This window comes from Pseudomonas sp. 18-147 (assembly GCF_051048045.1).
GTDB classification, from domain to species: Bacteria; Pseudomonadota; Gammaproteobacteria; order Pseudomonadales; family Pseudomonadaceae; genus Pseudomonas; species Pseudomonas aeruginosa.
In genome coordinates, this window is sequence record NZ_CP182296.1 from 181,411 (window position 1) to 196,960 (window position 15,550).

The 15,550-nt window shown below is 67.0% G+C and carries 12 protein-coding genes; 6 read left to right on the forward strand and 6 right to left on the reverse strand.

The window, feature by feature from the left end; genetic code table 11:
- Positions 1-41 precede the first annotated feature (41 nt).
- The 4 genes from gabP to bauA all read right to left on the reverse strand — a co-directional run bounded on the left by gabP (position 42) and on the right by bauA (position 4,848).
- Positions 42-1,469, reverse strand: coding sequence for a GABA permease (gene gabP, locus ACM0M4_RS00835; RefSeq protein WP_003083784.1), 1,428 nt, complete (start codon positions 1,467-1,469; stop codon positions 42-44).
- Between the two features lie 168 nt (positions 1,470-1,637).
- Positions 1,638-3,131, reverse strand: a complete 1,494-nt coding sequence (locus ACM0M4_RS00840; protein ID WP_003101230.1) for a CoA-acylating methylmalonate-semialdehyde dehydrogenase — start codon at positions 3,129-3,131, stop codon at positions 1,638-1,640.
- Between the two features lie 83 nt (positions 3,132-3,214).
- On the reverse strand, positions 3,215-3,502 hold the full coding sequence (gene bauB, locus ACM0M4_RS00845; RefSeq protein WP_003083790.1) for a beta-alanine degradation protein BauB: 288 nt from the start codon (positions 3,500-3,502) through the stop codon (positions 3,215-3,217).
- Positions 3,502-4,848 (reverse strand): beta-alanine--pyruvate aminotransferase, encoded by a 1,347-nt coding sequence (gene bauA / locus ACM0M4_RS00850; protein WP_003083801.1) that lies wholly within the window; start codon positions 4,846-4,848, stop codon positions 3,502-3,504. The genes bauB and bauA overlap by 1 nt, the downstream gene beginning before the upstream one ends.
- 134 nt (positions 4,849-4,982) lie before the next feature.
- Between bauA and bauR the strand changes: the two genes are divergently transcribed.
- The gene (bauR, locus tag ACM0M4_RS00855) at positions 4,983-5,900 is read left to right on the forward strand and encodes an HTH-type transcriptional activator BauR (protein ID WP_003083805.1); all 918 of its coding nucleotides are present in this window, start codon (positions 4,983-4,985) and stop codon (positions 5,898-5,900) included.
- Between the two features lie 113 nt (positions 5,901-6,013).
- Here the strand turns inward: bauR and guaD are convergent, their stop codons facing one another.
- Entirely contained in the window at positions 6,014-7,384 is a 1,371-nt protein-coding gene (gene guaD / locus ACM0M4_RS00860) for a guanine deaminase (RefSeq protein WP_003121623.1), read from the reverse strand.
- 1,110 nt (positions 7,385-8,494) lie between these two features.
- Here guaD and ACM0M4_RS00865 point away from each other — a divergent pair.
- The 5 genes from ACM0M4_RS00865 (at position 8,495) to ahpF (ending at position 14,549) form a co-directional block, all read left to right on the forward strand.
- A complete protein-coding gene (locus tag ACM0M4_RS00865) occupies positions 8,495-10,066 on the forward strand; it encodes an ABC transporter ATP-binding protein (RefSeq protein WP_031633988.1) in 1,572 nt (523 codons plus the stop codon).
- On the forward strand, positions 10,066-11,163 hold the full coding sequence (locus ACM0M4_RS00870) for an ABC transporter permease (RefSeq protein ID WP_058170544.1): 1,098 nt from the start codon (positions 10,066-10,068) through the stop codon (positions 11,161-11,163). Before ACM0M4_RS00865 ends, ACM0M4_RS00870 begins: the two co-directional genes overlap by 1 nt.
- Before the next feature lie 21 nt (positions 11,164-11,184).
- Positions 11,185-12,111: an ABC transporter permease gene (locus ACM0M4_RS00875; RefSeq protein ID WP_034052897.1), complete on the forward strand. Its 927-nt coding sequence runs from the start codon at positions 11,185-11,187 to the stop codon at positions 12,109-12,111.
- Between the two features lie 164 nt (positions 12,112-12,275).
- Positions 12,276-12,839 (forward strand): alkyl hydroperoxide reductase subunit C, encoded by a 564-nt coding sequence (ahpC, locus tag ACM0M4_RS00880; protein WP_003083828.1) that lies wholly within the window; start codon positions 12,276-12,278, stop codon positions 12,837-12,839.
- Between the two features lie 144 nt (positions 12,840-12,983).
- Positions 12,984-14,549, forward strand: coding sequence for an alkyl hydroperoxide reductase subunit F (gene ahpF / locus ACM0M4_RS00885; protein WP_003111221.1), 1,566 nt, complete (start codon positions 12,984-12,986; stop codon positions 14,547-14,549).
- A 79-nt stretch (positions 14,550-14,628) separates the two neighbouring features.
- Here the strand turns inward: ahpF and ppk2 are convergent, their stop codons facing one another.
- Entirely contained in the window at positions 14,629-15,525 is an 897-nt protein-coding gene (gene ppk2 / locus ACM0M4_RS00890; protein ID WP_003121626.1) for a polyphosphate kinase 2, read from the reverse strand.
- Positions 15,526-15,550 lie beyond the last annotated feature (25 nt).

Below are 15,550 nucleotides of genomic sequence, written 5' to 3' on the forward strand. Positions count from 1 at the left end.
TTCTTTGGAGGGCTGTCTGGGTTCTTCCCCCGGTGGTGGACTCAGACCCGCGCCGTCTTCCCGGCGTAGTCCTCGCCGAGGCGCGGCTTGCGTCGCGCGTTGAGCAGCCCGAGGCAGACGGTGAAGATCGTCAGCAGAGCGGTGGCGAACACCTCGTGACGGTGCTCCGGCATGATCAGCATGATGCTCAGCGCGGCGACGATGAACAGGATCACCGCCCAGGTCAGCCAGGGATATAGCCACATGCGGAACTCGATGGGCTGGCCGCTGGCCTGCAATTGCTTGCGCATGCGCAACTGGGCCACGGCGATCACCAGGTACACCAGTAGCGCCACGGCGCCGGAGCTGGCGAGGAGGAAGGTGAAGACCTTCTCCGGTGCGAAGTAGTTGACGATGGTGGTGAGGAAGCCCACCGCGGTGCTGGCCAGCACCGCCGGGCGTGGTACGTGGGCGGTGTTGGTCAGCTTGAGCACGCTCGGGGCGTCGCCGCGCTTGGCCAGGGAGAAGACCATCCGCGACGAGGTGTAGATCGCCGAGTTCAGGCAACTGGCCACGGCGACCAGTACCACCAGGTCGACGATCAGCTTGGCGTGCGGGATGTCCAGCAGCTCCAGGGCGCGCTGGTAGGAGCCGACCTGGATCAGCAGCGGGTCGTTCCACGGCACGATGGAGATCACGATGAAGATCGACACCAGGTAGAACAGGCCGATCCGCCAGATCACCGAGTTGGTGGCGCGGGTGATCTGCTTCGCCGGGTCCTTGGACTCGGCGGCGGCGATGGTGACGATCTCGGTGCCCATGAAGCTGAACATGGTCGTCAGCAGGGCGCCGAGCACCGCGCCGTAGCCGTTCGGCACGAAGCCGCCGTGGCTCGCCATCAGGCTGGACAGGCCGCTGACCTCACGCTCCGGCAGGCCGCCGACGATGGCCACCGCGCCGAGCACGATGAAGGCGATGATGGCGATCACCTTGAGCAGCGCGAACCAGAACTCGAACTCGCCGTAGCGGGCCACGCTGAAGAGGTTGGTGACGGTGAGCAGGAAGGTCACCGCGAGGGCGAAGATCCAGGTGTCGATGGCCGGGAACCAGGCGTTGAGGATGGCCGCGGCGGCGATCGCTTCGAGTGGGATCACCAGCACCCAGAACCACCAGTAGAGCCAGCCGATGGTGAAACCGGCCCAGCGGCCGATGGAGCGGTCGGCGTAGGTGGAGAAGGAACCGGTATCGGGGGAGGCGACCGCCATTTCGCCGAGCATGCGCATGACCAGCACCACCAGGGTGCCGGCGATCAGGTAGGCGAGCAGGGCGGCCGGGCCGGCGGCGGCGATGGCATGGCCGGAGCCGACGAACAGGCCGGCGCCGATCACCCCGGCGATCGACAGCATGGTGACGTGGCGTTGTTTCAGGCCGGGCGCGAGCGAGGCGTTGCGCTTGTTCGGCAGTTGTGAAGCCAGTACGACTTTGGACATCGTTGAGACCCTTTAATTGTTCTTGGGCAAGGTCTGGGCCGCCTTGTGGGCGACGCCATGGGTGCGGCCGTGGGTGAGGTTTCACGGCGGTGGAACGTTGCGGACTCCTGATTGCGGAAAAAGAAAAAAGGCATGGTCGTTACCGACCATGCCTGTCGTCGTCAGCCTTCAGAGGCTGGGGAAGGCGAATTGCGAGGCCTCGTGGCTGGCCCGCTGCGGCCAGCGCTGGGTGATGGCCTTGCGCCGGGTGTAGAAGCGCACGCCGTCCGGGCCGTAGGCGTGGAGGTCGCCGAACAGCGAGCGCTTCCAGCCGCCGAAGCTGTGGTAGGCCACCGGCACCGGCAGCGGGACGTTGACGCCGACCATGCCGACCTCGATCTCGTCGCAGAACAGGCGTGCGGCCTCGCCGTCGCGGGTGAAGATGCAGGTGCCGTTGCCGTATTCGTGGTCGTTGATCAACTGCATGGCCTCTTCCAGGCTGTTGACGCGAACCACGCACAGCACCGGGCCGAAGATCTCTTCCTTGTAGATGGTCATTTCCGGGGTCACCCGGTCGAACAGGCTGCCGCCGAGGAAGAAGCCGTTCTCGTGGCCGGCGACCTGGTAGCCGCGGCCGTCCACCACCAGCTCCGCGCCCTGGGCCACGCCGCTGTCGATGTAGCCGGTGACCTTGGCCTGCGCGGCGGCAGTGACCAGCGGGCCCATGTCGAGGCCGCAGGAAGTGCCGGCGCCGATCTTCAGCGCCTTGATCTGCGGAACCAGCTTGGCGATCAGCGCGTCGGCCACCTGGTCGCCGACGCATACTGCCACCGAGATCGCCATGCAGCGCTCGCCGCAGGAGCCGTAGGCGGCACCCATCAACGCGCTGACGGCGTTGTCGAGGTCGGCGTCGGGCATCAGCACCGCATGGTTCTTCGCGCCGCCCAGGGCCTGCACGCGCTTGCCGCGCTTGGTGCCCTCGGCATAGATGTATTCGGCGATGGGGGTCGAGCCGACGAAGCTGATGGCTTTCACTTCCGGCGCCTGGAGCAGGCCGTCCACGGCTTCCTTGTCGCCGTGCACCACGTTCAGCACGCCCTTCGGCAGGCCGGCTTCGTGGAACAGCTCGGCGATCAGCAGGGTGGAGCTGGGGTCGCGCTCGGAGGGCTTGAGGATGAAGGTGTTGCCGCAGGCGATGGCCAGCGGGTACATCCACAGCGGCACCATCGCCGGGAAGTTGAACGGGGTGATCCCGGCGACCACGCCGATCGGCTGGAAGTCGCTCCAGGCGTCGATGTTCGGGCCGACGTTGCGGCTGTACTCGCCCTTGAGGATTTCCGGGGCGGCGCAGGCGTACTCGACGTTCTCGATGCCGCGCTTGAGTTCGCCGGCGGCGTCTTCCAGGGTCTTGCCGTGCTCTTCGCTGATCAGCTTGGAAATCCGCGCCTCGTTCTGCTCCAGCAGTTGCTTGAAGCGGTACAGCACCTGTGCACGCTTGGCCGGCGGGGTGTTGCGCCAGGCCGGGAAAGCGGCCCTGGCGGCATCGATGGCTTTCTGCAGGGTCTTGCCGTCGGCCAGCGGGACCTTGTGGATGGCTTCGCCGGTGGAGGGGTTGAAGACGTCGGCGCTGCGGCCGTTGTCGGCGACCATTTCGCCGTTGATCAGGTGGTGGAGGGTGCCCATCTTGTCTTGTTCTCTCTTCGCTAGGGGTGACGAAAGGGCCGTGGCCCTTTCCCTTTACCCGCTCCCTGGGGAGCGGGTGCGGATTACTTGATCTCGGTCTCGACGAAGACCACTTCGTGTGCGCTGGCGTTGATCACGTTGTGCTCGACGCCGGCCTTGCGGAAGTAGGCCTGTCCGGCGACCAGCGGCGCGTGGCGGTCGCCCTCGGGGGTTTCCAGCAGCAGCGTGCCGTCGGTCAGCGGTACCACCACATAGTCGTGGCCGTGGCGGTGGCGCCCGGTTTCCGCGCCGGGGGCGAAGCGCCATTCGGTCACGATCACCTCGGCGTTGTCCACCTGCACGGTGGGTACGGCTTGCGGGCGGCCGCTCATCAGGCGATGCCGTTGAGCGCTTCGCCGACCGCGTCGAACAGGCGGTCCAGCTCTTCCGGCCTGGCGTTGAAGGTCGGGCCGAATTGCAGGGTATCGCCGCCGAAGCGCACGTAGAAACCCTGTTGCCAGAGCTTCATGCCGGCCTCGAACGGACGCACGGTCGGATCGCCGTCGCGCGGGGCGATCTGGATCGCGCCGGCCAGGCCGCAGTTGCGGATGTCGATGACGTTCTTCGCGCCTTGCAGGCCGTGCAGGCCCTTCTCGAAGTGCGGCGCCAGCTCGGCGGACTGCTGCACCAGGTTGTCCCTGGCCAGGATGTCCAGCGCGGCGAGGCCGGCGGCGCAGGCGACCGGGTGCGCGGAGTAGGTGTAGCCGTGGCTGAACTCCACCGCGTGCTCGGGCAGCGCCTGGTTCATGAAGGTGTCGTAGATCTCGCTGCTGGCGATCACCGCGCCCATCGGCACGGCGCCGTTGGTGACCTGCTTGGCGACGTTCATCAGGTCCGGGGTGACGCCGAAGTACTCGGCGCCGCTGTAGGTGCCCAGGCGGCCGAAGGCGGTGATCACCTCGTCGAAGATCAGCAGGATGTTGTGCTGGTCGCAGATCTCGCGCAGGCGCTGCAGGTAGCCGACCGGCGGTACCAGTACGCCGGCGGAGCCGGACATCGGCTCGACGATCACCGCGGCGATGTTCGAGGCGTCGTGCAGCTCGATCAGCTTGAGCAGCTCGTTGGCCAGCTCGACGCCGCCGGTCTGGGCCATCCCGCGGGTGAACGCCATGCCCGGTTGCAGGGTGTGCGGCAGGTGGTCGACGTCCATCAGCTGGCCGAACATCTTGCGGTTGCCGCCGATCCCGCCGAGGCTGGTGCCGGCGACGTTGACCCCGTGGTAGCCGCGGGCGCGGCCGATCAGCTTGGTCTTCTGCGGCTGGCCTTTCAGGCGCCAGTAGGCGCGGGCCATCTTGATCGAGGTGTCGGCGCACTCGGAGCCGGAACCGGTGAAGAACACGTGGTTCAGTTCGCCTGGCAGCAACCCGGCGATCTTCTCGGCCAACTGGAAGGACAGCGGATGGCCGTACTGGAAGCCCGGCGAGTAGTCGAGGGTACCGAGCTGGCGAGCCACCGCCTCCTGGATTTCCTTGCGCGAGTGGCCGGCGCCGCAGGTCCACAGGCCGGACAGGCTGTCGTAGACCTTGCGGCCCTTGTCGTCGGTCAGCCAGCTGCCTTCGGCGGCGACGATGATCCGCGGGTCCTTCTGGAAGTTGCGGTTGGCGGAGAAGGGCATCCAGTGGGCGCGCAGGTTGAGTTCGCTGGAAACCGGCGGGGCCACGTTGAGCGGCTGGTTCATCGTTCGATCCTCGGGCTTTCTTGTTGGAAGGTTCCGCGCACGCGGCGGCGGAGCGTTGGATCAAGCTTGGCCCTGACGAAAGGTTAGATAAAGCTTATTCTTCTCACGTTTAGTTTCGACTGGGTAAAACAATAATGGCCAAATCCCGCAACCCGTCGCTCGGCCAGGTCAGCGATTTCGATATCCGCCTGCTGCGCATCTTCAAGACCATCGTCGAGTGCGGCAGTTTCTCCGCCGCCGAGAGCACCCTCGGCCTCAGCCGCTCGGCGATCAGCCTGCACATGGGCGACCTGGAGAAGCGCCTGGGCATGCGCCTGTGCCAGCGCGGCCGCGCCGGCTTCGCCCTGACCGACGAGGGCCGCGAGGTCTATCGCGCGACCCAGACCCTGCTGGCGGCGCTGGAGGGGTTCCGCGCCGAGGTCAACGACCTGCACCAGCACCTGCGCGGCGAACTCAACATCGGCATCATCAACAACCTGGTGACCCTGCCGCAGATGCGCATCACCCACGCTCTCAGCGCGCTCAAGGGGCAGGGACCGCAGGTGCGGATCAACATCGGCATGACCACCCCCAACGAGATCGAACTGGGCGTGCTCGACGGCCACCTGCATGTCGGCGTGGTGCCGTTGATCAGTCCGCTGTCGGGGCTCGAGTACCTGCCGCTGTATGACGAGCACGCGCAGCTCTATTGCAGCCGCGGCCACGCACTGTTCGAGCGCGCCGACGGCGATATCGCGGTGGACGAGGTGCTCGCCGCGGACGCCGTGGCGCCCAGCTACCGCCTGCCCGCCGAAGCCCAGGCGCGCCACCAGGAGCTGAACAACAGCGCCAGCGCCTCGGACCGCGAGGGCATGGCATTCCTGATCCTGACCGGCAACTTCATCGGCTACCTGCCGTCGCACTACGCCGCCGACTGGGTCGCCGCCGGGATGCTGCGGCCCCTGCTGCCGGAGCGTTTCCACTACGCCATCGCGCTGACCATCGTGACCCGCAAGGGACGCCGGCCGAACCTGGTGCTGGAACGGTTCCTGGAGGCGGTGGCGGTGTCGTGAGGGCGCGGATTGAGTGACGCGAGCTTCGGCCGTCCGCCGAACGGTGCCTTTTCTCTAACAGCGCGAGGAGGTGGCATGCAGCGACGGGCCGAGCCAACGCGGGAAAGAGGCTCTCACCCCTTCGCATGGCGCCGCTCCCCCATCACCCAGGTCTCCGCCACCGCGCGGTCGTCGCCCAGGGTGTTCAGCACGAACAGGGTATCGGCCAGGCCGCGCGCATGCTCCATGCGCTGGGCGATCATCGGCGTGGCGGCCAGGTCGAGAGCGACGAAGTCGGCCTCGCGGCCGGGCAGGAAGTTACCGACCAGGCCGTCCAGGTCGAGCGCCCTGGCGCCGCCGAGGGTGGCCAGGTAGAGCGCCTGGAACGGATCGAGGCTGGTGCCGCGCAATTGCTGGATCTTGTAGGCGTCGGCGAGGTTGGCCAGCAGCGACAGGCTGGTGCCGCCGCCGACGTCGCTGCCGATGCCGACGCGGATGCCGTATTGCTGGGCGCGGCCAAGGTCGAACAGGCCGGAGCCGATGAACAGGTTGGAACTGGGACAGTGCGCCAGCGCTGCGTTCTTGTGCGCCAGGCAGCGGCATTCGCGTTCGGAGAGATGGATGCCATGGGCGAACACGCTGCGTTCGCCGACCAGGCCGGCGCGATGATAGACGTCCAGGTAGTCCTGCGCCTGGGGAAACAGCTCGCCGACCCAGGCGACTTCCTTGAGGTTCTCCGAAAGATGGGTGTGCAGGTAGACGCCGGGATACTCGTCCAGCAGGCGCGCCGCCGCGGCCAGTTGCTCGGGCGAGGAGGTCGGCGCGAAGCGCGGGGTGACCGCGTATTGCAGGCGCCCGTTGCCGTGCCAGCGCTCGATCAGCGCGCGGCTCTCGGCGTAGCCACTGGCCGCGGTATCGCACAGCGCCGGCGGCGCGTTGCGGTCCATCAGAACCTTGCCGGCGATCATCCGCAGGCGGCGCTTCTGCGCGGCCTGGAAGAATGCCTCGGCGGATACCGCATGGACCGTGCCGAACACCAGCGCGGTAGTGGTGCCGTGGCGCAGCAGTTCGTCGAGGAACAGCTCGGCCTGGGCGGCGGCGTAGCCGGCATCGGCAAAGCGCTGCTCGGCGGGAAAGGTGTGGGTTTCCAGCCAGTCCAGCAGTTGGGTGCCGTAGGAGGCGATCACTCCGAGTTGCGGGTAATGCACATGGCAATCGACGAAGCCGGGCAGCAGCAGGCGCTGCGGATGCTCCTCCAGCGGCAGGTCGGCGGGCAGTTGCGGCAGCAGGTAGGTTGCGTGATCGAGCGCGCGCACGTGGCCGTGTTCGATCCACAGCAGGCCGTCCTCGAAATACTCCCAGGCCTTGTCGCCGAGTTTCGCCGGGTCGCCGAGGAAATGCAGGATCCGCCCGCGATGGGCCGAACTGCTCATCGCGCTCCCGCCGTGGTCGGAGTGCAGGATAAGTGGGGGGACGAAGTTGCCAGCAGGTACTGCATCGTTCATCTCCTCTGCTGCCGGAATGGCGCTTTCGCCTCTTTAGTCCGGGAAATCGACGGAAATATCCCGTCTTTGGCGCGTGATCTCGCTTCCGCCATTATGCACTGTGCGCATGCTGTGGATAAGTCTGTGTGTAGCGCGTGTGCGGAAAGATTGCACGAGCCATTGCGGGATGTGCCCATCTGGCTTCCGGCAGGCGATCCGCGGAAAGCGTTCCGGCACCTTGAATCCGCCTTGCGAAATGCCCGGTCGGCAACTGGCGCTTCTGTGGGTTTGTCTGTGGAAAAGCTGTTCGCATTCCCCGTTGAAAAAATGCCTTCGGCAGTCGGGGGAAAGGCATTGGACGGAGCCGCAGGATTTCTCCCGGTTGGCGAAAGAGCCAGGGAAAAGGTGCTGTGGAATGCGCCACGACGGTGCATCGCGAAACTGTGGACAGCGGATCCACCCATGGCGCCGCCGAGCATGCTTCCGTCGATCGCCGCGGACTTTCCTGGAAAGCCGGAAAACCCAGTATTCATGGGCATCATGGCGTCTAAAGGGGAAGTCCTGGAGACATTTTCACGGGCATTCCCGTTCCGCGGGTTTCCTGTGGAAAAGCTGTTGGCAAACTGTGCCGGAAGCGGGCCGCCGGGGCTGCCCCAGGGATTCGGCCGACCCGTGGCTTGGCCGGGAGAGATCGTCCTGCCGTGCTCCTCCGAACGGCTGTCGATATCTTGTGGATAAAGCTGTTGGCAAAGTGTTGGAAAAAATGCCTTGCCAGGTCGCGCCCATGGCCTGCCGGGTTGGCTGTTTTCTGTCCATCGCCAATGTTGCGAAAATCGCCGGGACGATCGGCGCGGGAGGCTTCCCAAGGTCCCGGATGGGCTCCCGACACGCTGTGGATAACTCTGTGAGCAAGGTGGTGATGACTGTTTTGCGACAAATGCTCACGCGGGTGCGCCGCAGGGTTGCCCGCAAATGTGCCGCGGCGTCCCAGGCGTGCCCCGGCTTGGTGCCGCTCGGCGCGGCAGCCTGGCCCGTGGCTCCCGGTGCAAGCCGCGTTCCAGGGCTTTCCTGACCTCCTGGCCAGGTATTTGCACCGGCCGCCGCATCGTCGAGCAACCGATCGGGTCCGCCATGTCCGCACCTTCCTCCTTCGCGCCGCCGCGCCTCGAACTGCGCGGGATCAGCAAGCGTTATCCGGGTTGCCTGGCCAACGACCGCATCGACCTGTGCATCGACGCCGGCGAGATCCACGCCCTGCTCGGTGAGAACGGCGCCGGCAAGAGCACGCTGATGAAGATCATCTACGGCGTGACCCGTCCCGATGCCGGCGAGATCCGCTGGCAGGGCGAGCCGGTGCAGGTACGCGACCCGGCTCGCGCCCGGGCGCTGGGGATCGGCATGGTGTTCCAGCATTTCTCCCTGTTCGAGACGCTCAGCGTGGCGGAGAACATCGCGCTCGCCCTCGGCGCCGAGGCGGGCAGCCCGCGCCGGTTGGAGGCGCGTATTCGCGAGGTGTCGCAGCGCTACGGCATGCCGCTGGAGCCTCGCCGGCTGGTCCATGGGCTGTCCATCGGCGAGCGCCAGCGGGTGGAGATCGTGCGCTGCCTGATGCAGGACATCCGCCTGCTGATCCTCGACGAGCCGACCTCGGTGCTGACCCCGCGCGAGGCCGAGGATCTCTTCGTCACCCTGCGCCGTCTTGCGGAGGAGGGTTGCAGTGTCCTCTTCATCAGCCACAAGCTGGCCGAGGTCCGTGCGCTCTGCCAGCGCGCCACGGTGCTGCGCGGCGGACGGGTGGCCGGACAGTGCGTGCCGGCGCAATGTTCCGATCTCGAGCTGGCGCGGCTGATGGTGGGCGACGCCGAGGGCCTGGCGGCGGAGTATCCGAAGGCTACCGGCGGCGCGCCTTTCCTCCAGGTGCGCGACCTGCACTGGCGCAACCCGGACCCCTTCGGCGTGTCCTTCACCGGCCTCGATCTGGAGGTGCGCAGCGGCGAGATCCTCGGTATCGCCGGGGTCGCCGGCAACGGCCAGGACGAGTTGCTCGCTCTGCTCAGCGGCGAAGTGCGCCTGCCGCGCGCCCAGGCCGAGCGCATCCGCCTCGGCGGCTGCGCCGGCGCGCACCTGGCGCCGGATGCGCGGCGCCGCGCCGGCCAGGCCTTCGTGCCCGCCGAGCGGCTGGGGCACGGCGCGGTGCCGGAGATGAGCCTGGCGGACAATGCGCTGCTCACCGCCTTCCAGCAGGGCCTGGTGAAGCGCGGGTTGGTCCGGCGGCGCAAGGTGCTGGCGCTGGCCGAGGAGATCATCCGCCGTTTCGCCGTGAAGGCCCCGGGTGCCGGGGCGCCGGCCCGCAGCCTTTCCGGCGGCAACCTGCAGAAGTTCATCCTCGGCCGCGAGATCCTCCAGGCCCCGCGCCTGCTGGTGGCGGCGCATCCCACCTGGGGCGTGGACGTCGGCGCGGCGGCGCTGATCCACCGCGCGCTGATCGCCTTGCGCGATGCCGGTACGGCGATCCTGGTGGTCTCCGAGGACCTCGACGAGCTGTTCCTGCTCAGCGACCGCATCGCCGCGCTGTGTTCGGGTCGGCTGTGCCCGGCGGTCGCCACCGCGAGCGCTTCGCCGCAGCAGGTCGGCGGCTGGATGGCCGGTCAATTCGAGGCGCCGGCGGCGGTCGCCGGCGCCGTTGCCCAAGGGAGCCTGTGATGCTGTTGTCCCTGGAACCGCGCGGCCGGCAGTCGCGCTGGATGCTGCTGGCCTCTCCGCTGCTGGCGGGGTTGCTGACCCTGGTCTGCGGCGCGCTGCTGTTCGCCTGTCTCGGCCACGATCCCTGGCAGACCCTGCATACCGTGCTGGTACAGCCGCTCAGCGACCTCTATGGGCTCGGCGAGCTGCTGGTCAAGGCCATGCCGATCCTGCTCTGTGCCCTCGGCCTGGCACTGGCCTACCAGGCGCGCGTGTGGAACATCGGCGCGGAGGGCCAGTTGCTGGTCGGCGCCCTGGCCGGCAGCGCGGTGGCGATCCAGTTGCTCGACTGGCAGAGCCGCTGGGCGCTGGCCTGGGTGCTGCTCGCCGGCACCGCTGCCGGGGCGCTCTGGGCCGGGTTCGCCGCCTGGCTGCGAACGCGCTTCAACGCCAACGAGATCCTGACCACCATCATGCTCAACTACATCGCGCTGAACCTGCTGCTGTACGGCGTGCACGGGCCGTTGAGGGACCCGGATGGCTTCAACTTCCCGCAGTCGGCGCTGTTCGGCGAGGCCAGCCGCCTGCCGGCGCTGTTCGAGGACAGCCGGGTGCACCTTGGCGCATTGTTCGGCCTGCTGGCGCTGGCGGCGGTCTGGGTGCTGGCGCAGCGCAGCTTCCTCGGTTTCCAGGTCCGCGTGCTCGGCCTCGACCGCCGCGCCGCCGGTTTCGTCGGTTTCCGCGAGAAGCGCCTGGTCTGGTTCGTGCTGCTGTTCTCCGGCGCACTGGCAGGCCTGGCCGGCGTCTGCGAGGTCGCCGGGCCGATCGGCCAACTGGTGCCGCAGGTCTCGCCGGGCTACGGCTATGCGGCGATCACCGTGGCCTTCCTTGGCCGTCTCAATCCGTTCGGCATCCTCTGCGCCAGCCTGCTGATGGCGTTGCTCTACCTCGGCGGCGAGGCCGCGCAGATGAGCCTCAACCTGCCGTTGGCGCTGACCGGGCTGTTCCAGGGGATGATGCTGTTCTTCCTCCTCGCCTGTGACGTGCTGATCCTCTACCGCCCACGTTTGCACGGACGCTGGCGCAAGCGCCCGGCGCTGCGCGACGCCCTGGCCTGACCGAACCGCCGAGGAACCACGATGGATATCGATCTGCTCGACAACCTGCTGTTCGCCATGGTCCGCACCGGTACTCCGCTGCTGCTGGTGGCCCTGGGCGAACTGGTCTGCGAGAGAAGCGGGGTGCTCAACCTGGGCCAGGAGGGGATGATGCTGTTCGGCGCGGTGATCGGCTTCATGGTCGCCTTCTCCAGCGGCAGCCTGTGGCTCGGCGTGCTCCTCGCGGTGCTCGCCGGCATGCTGCTGGCGGCGCTGTTCGCCGGGGTCGCCCTGTACCTGAACGCCAACCAGGTGGCCTGCGGCCTGGCGCTGACCATCTTCGGCGTCGGCCTGTCGTCGTTCGTCGGCGCCGCCTGGGTCGGCAAGCCGCTGCAAGGGTTCGCCCCGCTGGCGCTGCCGGTGCTGGGCGAGTTGCCGCTGCTCGGGCGCATGCTGTTCGCCCAGGACGCGCTGGTCTACCTGAGCCTGGCGCTGTTCGCCGCGGTCGCCTGGATGCTCCTGCGCAGCCGCGCCGGGCTGGTTCTCCAGGCGGTCGGCGAGAACCCTGACGCGGCCAGCGCGATGGGCCTGCCGGTGCTGCGCGTGCGCACCCTGGCGGTGCTCTTCGGCGGCGCCATGGCCGGCCTGGCCGGTGCCTACCTGTCGCTGGCCTACACGCCGATGTGGGCGGAGAACATGACCGCCGGACGCGGCTGGATCGCCCTGGCGCTGGTGGTCTTCGCCAGTTGGCGGGTGTTCCGCGTGCTGCTCGGTGCCTGGTTGTTCGGCCTGGCCAGCATCCTGCACCTGGTGGCCCAGGGGATCGGGCTGTCGATTCCGGCCAACCTGCTGGCGATGCTGCCCTATGCGGCGACCATCCTGGTGCTGGTCCTGCTCTCCCACGATGCCCTGCGCACCCGGCTGTATGCCCCGGTTTCCCTGGGCCAGCCGTGGAAGGCCGGGCACTGACGAGGGCAGGTTCTTCGATTAGTTGTTTTAACTATTTATATATTCTTCGATAGATTTAGATAATTTCACTGATGGCCTAAATCAATGGGGCATTTTTGCCGAACCCCGTTAAGATTCTCCCAGTCGATTTGAAACACCCCATTCAACTGAGAGAGGAACGACTGATGTCCCTGATCAACACTCAAGTCCAACCGTTCAAGGTCAACGCTTTCCACAACGGCAAGTTCATCGAGGTGACCGAGGAATCCCTGAAGGGCAAGTGGTCGGTCCTGATCTTCATGCCGGCTGCCTTCACCTTCAACTGCCCGACCGAGATCGAAGACGCCGCCAACAACTACGGCGAGTTCCAGAAAGCCGGTGCCGAGGTCTACATCGTGACCACCGACACCCACTTCTCGCACAAGGTCTGGCACGAAACCTCCCCGGCAGTCGGCAAGGCCCAGTTCCCGCTGATCGGCGACCCGACCCACCAACTGACCAACGCCTTCGGCGTGCACATCCCGGAAGAAGGCCTGGCCCTGCGCGGTACCTTCGTGATCAACCCGGAAGGCGTGATCAAGACCGTCGAGATCCACTCCAACGAGATCGCCCGTGACGTCGGCGAGACCGTGCGCAAGCTGAAGGCCGCCCAGTACACCGCCGCCCACCCGGGCGAAGTCTGCCCGGCCAAGTGGAAGGAAGGCGAGAAGACCCTCGCTCCGTCCCTGGACCTGGTCGGCAAGATCTAAGACCGCGCCGGCGGCATTCGCCGCCAGCCTCTCCGGCGGACGATCCCTCGCGGATCGTCCGCCCTTCACCCAGCCAACGCGCCGTGCAGGGCGGATGTCCCATCCGCCGGGGATACGTTTGCCCGAATTTCGAGGAGCTGAACTATGTTGGACGCCAATCTTAAAACCCAGTTGAAGGCCTACCTGGAAAAGGTCAGCCAGCCGTTCGAGATCGTCGCGTCCCTCGATGACAGCGACAAATCCCGCGAGCTGCTGGGCCTGCTGCAAGACATCGTCGGCCTGACCGACAAGATCACCCTGAAGACCGACGGCAGCGATGCGCGCAAACCGTCGTTCTCGTTGAACCGCCCCGGTGCGGACATCGGCCTGCGCTTCGCCGGTATCCCCATGGGCCACGAATTCACCTCGCTGGTGCTGGCCCTGCTGCAGGTAGGCGGCCACCCCTCCAAGCTCGACGCGGACGTGATCGAGCAGGTCAAGGGCATCGAGGGCACCTTCGAGTTCGAAACCTACTTCTCGCTGTCCTGCCAGAACTGCCCGGACGTGGTCCAGGCGCTGAACCTGATGGCCGTGCTCAACCCGAACATCCGTCACGTCGCCATCGACGGCGCGCTGTTCCAGGATGAGGTCGAGGCGCGCCAGATCATGTCGGTGCCGAGCATCTACCTCAACGGCGAAGTCTTCGGCCAGGGCCGCATGGGCGTGGAAGAGATCCTCGCCAAGATCGACACCGGCGCCGCCGCCCGCGACGCCGAGAAGCTGACCGCCCGCGACGCCTTCGACGTGCTGGTGGTCGGCGGTGGCCCGGCCGGAGCCGCGGCGGCGATCTACGCCGCGCGCAAGGGCATTCGCACCGGCGTCGCCGCCGAGCGCTTCGGCGGCCAGGTGCTGGACACCATGGCCATCGAGAACTTCATCTCGGTGCAGGAGACCGAAGGGCCGAAGCTGGCACGGGCGCTGGAAGAGCACGTGCGTCACTACGAGGTCGACATCATGAACCTGCAGCGCGCCAGCAAGCTGGTTCCGGCGAAGAACGCCGGCGAGTTGCACGAGGTGCGGTTCGAGAGCGGCGGCAGCCTCAAGGCCAAGACCCTGATCCTCGCCACCGGCGCTCGCTGGCGCGAAATGGGCGTGCCCGGCGAGCAGGAATACAAGGCCAAGGGCGTGTGCTTCTGCCCGCACTGCGATGGCCCGCTGTTCAAGGGCAAGCGCGTGGCGGTGATCGGCGGCGGCAACTCTGGCGTCGAGGCGGCCATCGACCTGGCCGGCATCGTCGCCCACGTGACCCTGCTGGAATTCGACAGCAAGTTGCGCGCCGACGCCGTGCTGCAACGCAAGCTCTACAGCCTGCCGAACGTCGAGGTGATCACCAGTGCTCTGACCAGCGAAGTGAAGGGCGACGGCCAGAAGGTCACCGGCCTGGTGTACAAGGACCGCAACTCCGAGGAGTTCAAGTCGATCGAGCTGGAAGGCATCTTCGTGCAGATCGGCCTGCTGCCCAACACCGAGTGGCTCAAGGGCAGCGTCGAGCTGTCGCCGCGTGGCGAGATCATCGTCGACGCCCGTGGCGAGACCTCGCTGCCCGGCATCTTCGCCGCCGGCGACGTGACCACGGTGCCGTACAAGCAGATCGTGATCGCCGTGGGCGAGGGCGCCAAGGCTTCGCTGAGCGCCTTCGACCACCTGATCCGGACCTCCGCGCCGGAGTGACCCGGCCAGCGACCGTCGAACCAGGGACGCCCGGAGCGCGAAAGCGCCCCGGGCGTTTTCGTTGGCGCGACCGCCCGCCTCAGGCCGGGATATCCAGGTTCGCGTGGCCCGGCGCGGCGGCCGCCTCGGCGTAGACCTTCTCGTCCTCCTCGATCACCCGCGAGGCCGGCCCCACCAGCAACGGGTCGGGCTCATGGGCGATGCGCCGGTCCTTGTCCGGGTAGTCCAGCGAGTGCAGGAAGTGGCGGATGCAGTTGAGTCGCGCGCGCTTCTTGTCGTCGGACTTGATGACCGTCCACGGCGCGTCGGCGGTGTCGGTATGGAAGAACATCGCCTGCTTGGCGGCGGTGTAGTCGTCCCACTTGTCCAGAGACTTGATGTCGATGGGCGACAGCTTCCAGTGCTTGAGCGGATCGTCGCGGCGCGAGATGAAGCGCCGCAGTTGTTCCTCGCGGCTCACCGAGAACCAGTACTTGAACAGCAGGATGCCGCTGTTGGTGAGCATACGCTCCAGCTCCGGCGCCTGGCGCATGAACTCCAGGTATTGCAGCGGCGAACAGAAGCCCATGACCCGCTCGACGCCGGCGCGGTTGTACCAGGAGCGGTCGAAGAAGACCATCTCGCCGGCGGTGGGCAGATGTTGGATGTAGCGCTGGAAATACCACTGGCCCTGCTCCTGGGAGGACGGTTTCTCCAAGGCTACGATCCGCGCGCCGCGCGGGTTCAGGTGTTCCATGAAGCGCTTGATGGTGCCGCCCTTGCCGGCGGCGTCGCGGCCTTCGAACAGGACCACCACGCGCTGGCCGGTCTCCTTCACCCAGCTCTGCACCTTGAGCAGTTCGATCTGCAGGTCGTGCTTGGCCTTCTCGTACTCGTTGCGGCGCATCCGCGTGTGATAGGGATAGTTCGCCGGCAGGCTCGCCGAGGTGCTGTCCTCGCTGCTGCCGTGGGGCGCACTGGCGACCTGCAGGGCCACCGGCTTCTGGCTGATTGCCTGGATC

What these genes read in the sequence shown, in the direction of transcription:
- ACM0M4_RS00870 (WP_058170544.1), top strand. Translation starts at nt 10,066, where the DNA reads ATGCTGTTGTCCCTGGAACCGCGCGGCCGGCAGTCGCGCTGGATGCTG.
- bauB (WP_003083790.1), bottom strand. Translation starts at nt 3,502, where the DNA reads ATGAGCGGCCGCCCGCAAGCCGTACCCACCGTGCAGGTGGACAACGCC.
- ACM0M4_RS00865 (WP_031633988.1), top strand. Translation starts at nt 8,495, where the DNA reads ATGTCCGCACCTTCCTCCTTCGCGCCGCCGCGCCTCGAACTGCGCGGG.
- bauA (WP_003083801.1), bottom strand. Translation starts at nt 4,848, where the DNA reads ATGAACCAGCCGCTCAACGTGGCCCCGCCGGTTTCCAGCGAACTCAAC.
- ahpC (WP_003083828.1), top strand. Translation starts at nt 12,276, where the DNA reads ATGTCCCTGATCAACACTCAAGTCCAACCGTTCAAGGTCAACGCTTTC.
- ahpF (WP_003111221.1), top strand. Translation starts at nt 12,984, where the DNA reads ATGTTGGACGCCAATCTTAAAACCCAGTTGAAGGCCTACCTGGAAAAG.
- gabP (WP_003083784.1), bottom strand. Translation starts at nt 1,469, where the DNA reads ATGTCCAAAGTCGTACTGGCTTCACAACTGCCGAACAAGCGCAACGCC.
- guaD (WP_003121623.1), bottom strand. Translation starts at nt 7,384, where the DNA reads ATGAACGATGCAGTACCTGCTGGCAACTTCGTCCCCCCACTTATCCTG.
- bauR (WP_003083805.1), top strand. Translation starts at nt 4,983, where the DNA reads ATGGCCAAATCCCGCAACCCGTCGCTCGGCCAGGTCAGCGATTTCGAT.
- ACM0M4_RS00875 (WP_034052897.1), top strand. Translation starts at nt 11,185, where the DNA reads ATGGATATCGATCTGCTCGACAACCTGCTGTTCGCCATGGTCCGCACC.
- ACM0M4_RS00840 (WP_003101230.1), bottom strand. Translation starts at nt 3,131, where the DNA reads ATGGGCACCCTCCACCACCTGATCAACGGCGAAATGGTCGCCGACAAC.